Source organism: Actinomadura darangshiensis, assembly GCF_004349235.1.
Taxonomy (GTDB): domain Bacteria; phylum Actinomycetota; class Actinomycetes; order Streptosporangiales; family Streptosporangiaceae; genus Spirillospora; species Spirillospora darangshiensis.
The window spans coordinates 1-2687 of record NZ_SMKY01000545.1 but is presented as its reverse complement, the minus strand read 5'-3'; the positions used below and the strand labels follow the sequence as shown (position 1 = coordinate 2687).

The following is a 2687-nucleotide window of genomic DNA, read 5'->3' as shown; positions in this document are numbered from 1 at the left end:
GACCAGGCCCGCGGACGTGGCGCGTCAGAGATCTAGCTCGCCCCTGCTCATGCGGTCGGTCAACTGCCGCCACGCGGTGCGGTCGAGGAGGATCTTGTGTCCGCTGGGGTTCTTGGAGTCGCGGACGGCGATCACTCCCGCGGCGTGGGCAAGCTCGACGCAGTCGCTGCCACTGGCGCTGCTTCGGCTGGCCTTGCGCCAACGAGCCTTGGAGAGGTCATCGTGGAGGCTCATGGGGTTGCTGGTGCTCCCTGGCGATGTCGACGATCAGGGCGAGCGAGTCCTCTTCGGAAAGGGCCTGCTCGCAAATGCGGTCAAATCTCACGTTACCGCGCGCGACCTGCCCGACGTCTTCGACATAGATTTCTCCGCCCATGCCTTCCAGGTAGACGACGTCCTGGTCGAGCTCCCCGGCGAAGCTCAGAGCGACGAAGGGGCCGTCCATCCCTGCGTGCTCGCCCACCGAGATGGGCATGACGCGGATGCTTATGTTGGGCTTGGCGGAGGCATTCACGAGCGCTTCCAGCTGCCGAACCATGACCTGCGCCCCACCCACTGCGCGCCTGAGTACGGATTCGTCCAAAACGACTGCGTACGAGGGCGCGTTCTCCCGCTCCAGGATCGCGCGGCGTGCCATGCGCGCCTGGAGTCGTCGTAGCAGGACGTCTTCGGAGTCTTCCGGAGTCAGGATCCGGATGAGTGCCAGCGCGTAGTCGCTGGTTTGCAGCAGACCCGGGATGAACTGGACCTGCCAGCTGCGGATCGTAATGGCGTCGTCCTCGAGTTCGGCGAATGATCCGGTCAGGACATCGTTGAACGCCGACCACCAGCCGCGCTTGCGGATGTCCCGCGCCAGCTGCATGAGTGCAAGCTTGACGGCCTCGTGCCCGCCGTAGAGGTCGAGTATCTCTTCGACGTCCGAGGGCTTGGGGCGCGTCTTGGCCGTTTCGAAGCGGAGCAGCTTCGGGCGACTCCACCCCAGAGCGGCGGCTGCTCCCTCCATCGTCAGCCCCGCCTTCTCCCGCTGCTGGCGGAGTTGGCGAGCAAGCCGGCGGTGTCTCACTGTCGGACTCTGCGCGTTCGGCATGTCGCTCAGTGTCGCACGACGATCATGACCCAGCGTTGGCATCAGGCGAAATAGTGCCACGGGAATTTGAACAAGTACATAGACAGGTGTGCCACGGGAAGGCATGATGGCCGTGGGTTACTTCCCTCGGTGACGTCTCGATTCCTGTGCGTGAGCGCGCAACGGGCAGGCGAAACCCGGTGGGGAGAACCGATCGGGCCCAGGAGGGGCCCACCTGACCGGACAGGTCGGGCGGTCTCGGACCGGTGTAGCAGCACCGGTCCGAGACCTTGATCGGACGCAGGAGGTCCAACCCATGCACGATCGTACGAATCAATCACCCGTCAAGGCGATGGCACCCGCCGCGAAGCGCGGACCTATTGTCGAAGCGGGGCCGGTCAGTGCCCCGATGCCGCCCGTGACGCCGCCCGTCCGGAGGACCACGAGCGGGGGCGGCGGATGCTGACCGGCTGTCCGGCCGACATCCCGGCCGGCGGCGCCTGCGCTTTCCAGCTCCCCGGCGACCTGAGCGCCGCCGCCCACGCACGTTCCCTCGTGGCGGCAACCATGCGCCAGCTCGGCTTCACCCCCGACCCGATCGAAGACGCCAGACTCGCGGTCTCCGAACTGACTACCAACGCGCTGACCCACGCGCCCTCAACGACGCGGCCCGAACTGTGGATCTGGGCGCGCACCCGCCCCTCCCCGCGACTCGTCGTCTCCGTCTTCGACGCCCACCGCGACGCCTGGCCGTCCGTCCGCAGCGCCGACCTGCTCGACGAGCACGGCAAGGGGCTGTCCATCGTCGCGGCCCTCGCCACCGACACCGGCATGCACCTCACCCGCTCACGCCTGACCGGCCTGCCCGGCAAACGCGTCTGGTTCGCCCTCGCCCATCCCATCCCGTGGCCGGTGACCAGCAGCGTCATCGCCCCGACATCGGCGGCCGACCGGCTCACCTCAGCACTTCGATCCCGCGGCGTCCCCACCACCCGCCGCAGCGACGACGGCGGCATCTCCGTCCGCACCGCCGAAACGATGAACATCTGGGTCGAGCCGAAGGCGTTCTCGTGGCACGACGGCCACGGCTACACCCGCGAACCATTGATCGACGTTCAAGAAGTCGCCGAACGCATCGTCCACCATCACGAGACCCGCACCCTGCCTTCACCGACCTGACGAGCCCCTTGCCCGGAACTTCGGTCCACATCCCCGGGGACGCGGCGGCGCCTCCCGTCCGCCGCGTCCCCGGCCCTCGCCTCTTGAAGGACGGGACTCCATGCACCCCGCCGCCAACCGCGACGCTCACCTGCTGCGAGCCGTCGAAAACATCCGCGCACTAGCCGAACGAGCCGACCGCGACGCCATCGGCCGGCTCCTCACCCAACCGTCCGTCACCGGCTACCTCGACGACCCCACCCTCGACTTCCTCCGACGCGCCCAAGACCTAGGAACCCATGACCTTCGACGACACCGAGGGGGTATCTATCCAAGGGCTCTTCCAAGATTCCGGTGGTAACTGAAGGTGTGTCGTTGGCTACGTGAGTGGATCTGGGTGTCACGGTAGGTCGCGTGTGACCGTGACATGGTGGATGTCGTGTTCCCTCATCTGGCGGATGTG

3 protein-coding genes are annotated in these 2687 nt (G+C 67.0%); 1 reads left to right on the top strand and 2 read right to left on the bottom strand.

Annotated features, from left to right (window positions below):
- Positions 1-24 precede the first annotated feature (24 nt).
- On the bottom strand, positions 25-234 hold the full coding sequence (locus E1293_RS46155) for a DUF397 domain-containing protein (RefSeq protein WP_132206369.1): 210 nt from the start codon (positions 232-234) through the stop codon (positions 25-27).
- Entirely contained in the window at positions 218-1087 is an 870-nt protein-coding gene (locus E1293_RS46150; RefSeq protein WP_132206367.1) for a helix-turn-helix domain-containing protein, read from the bottom strand. Before E1293_RS46150 ends, E1293_RS46155 begins: the two co-directional genes overlap by 17 nt.
- A gap of 438 nt (positions 1088-1525) precedes the next feature.
- Between E1293_RS46150 and E1293_RS46145 the strand changes: the two genes are divergently transcribed.
- Entirely contained in the window at positions 1526-2245 is a 720-nt protein-coding gene (locus tag E1293_RS46145) for an ATP-binding protein (protein WP_132206365.1), read from the top strand.
- The last annotated feature ends 442 nt before the right edge of the window (positions 2246-2687 follow it).

Excerpts from the sequence above, each read along its gene's own strand:
- E1293_RS46155 (WP_132206369.1), bottom strand. The coding sequence starts at position 234 with ATGAGCCTCCACGATGACCTCTCCAAGGCTCGTTGGCGCAAGGCCAGC.
- E1293_RS46150 (WP_132206367.1), bottom strand. The coding sequence starts at position 1,087 with ATGCCGAACGCGCAGAGTCCGACAGTGAGACACCGCCGGCTTGCTCGC.
- E1293_RS46145 (WP_132206365.1), top strand. The coding sequence starts at position 1,526 with ATGCTGACCGGCTGTCCGGCCGACATCCCGGCCGGCGGCGCCTGCGCT.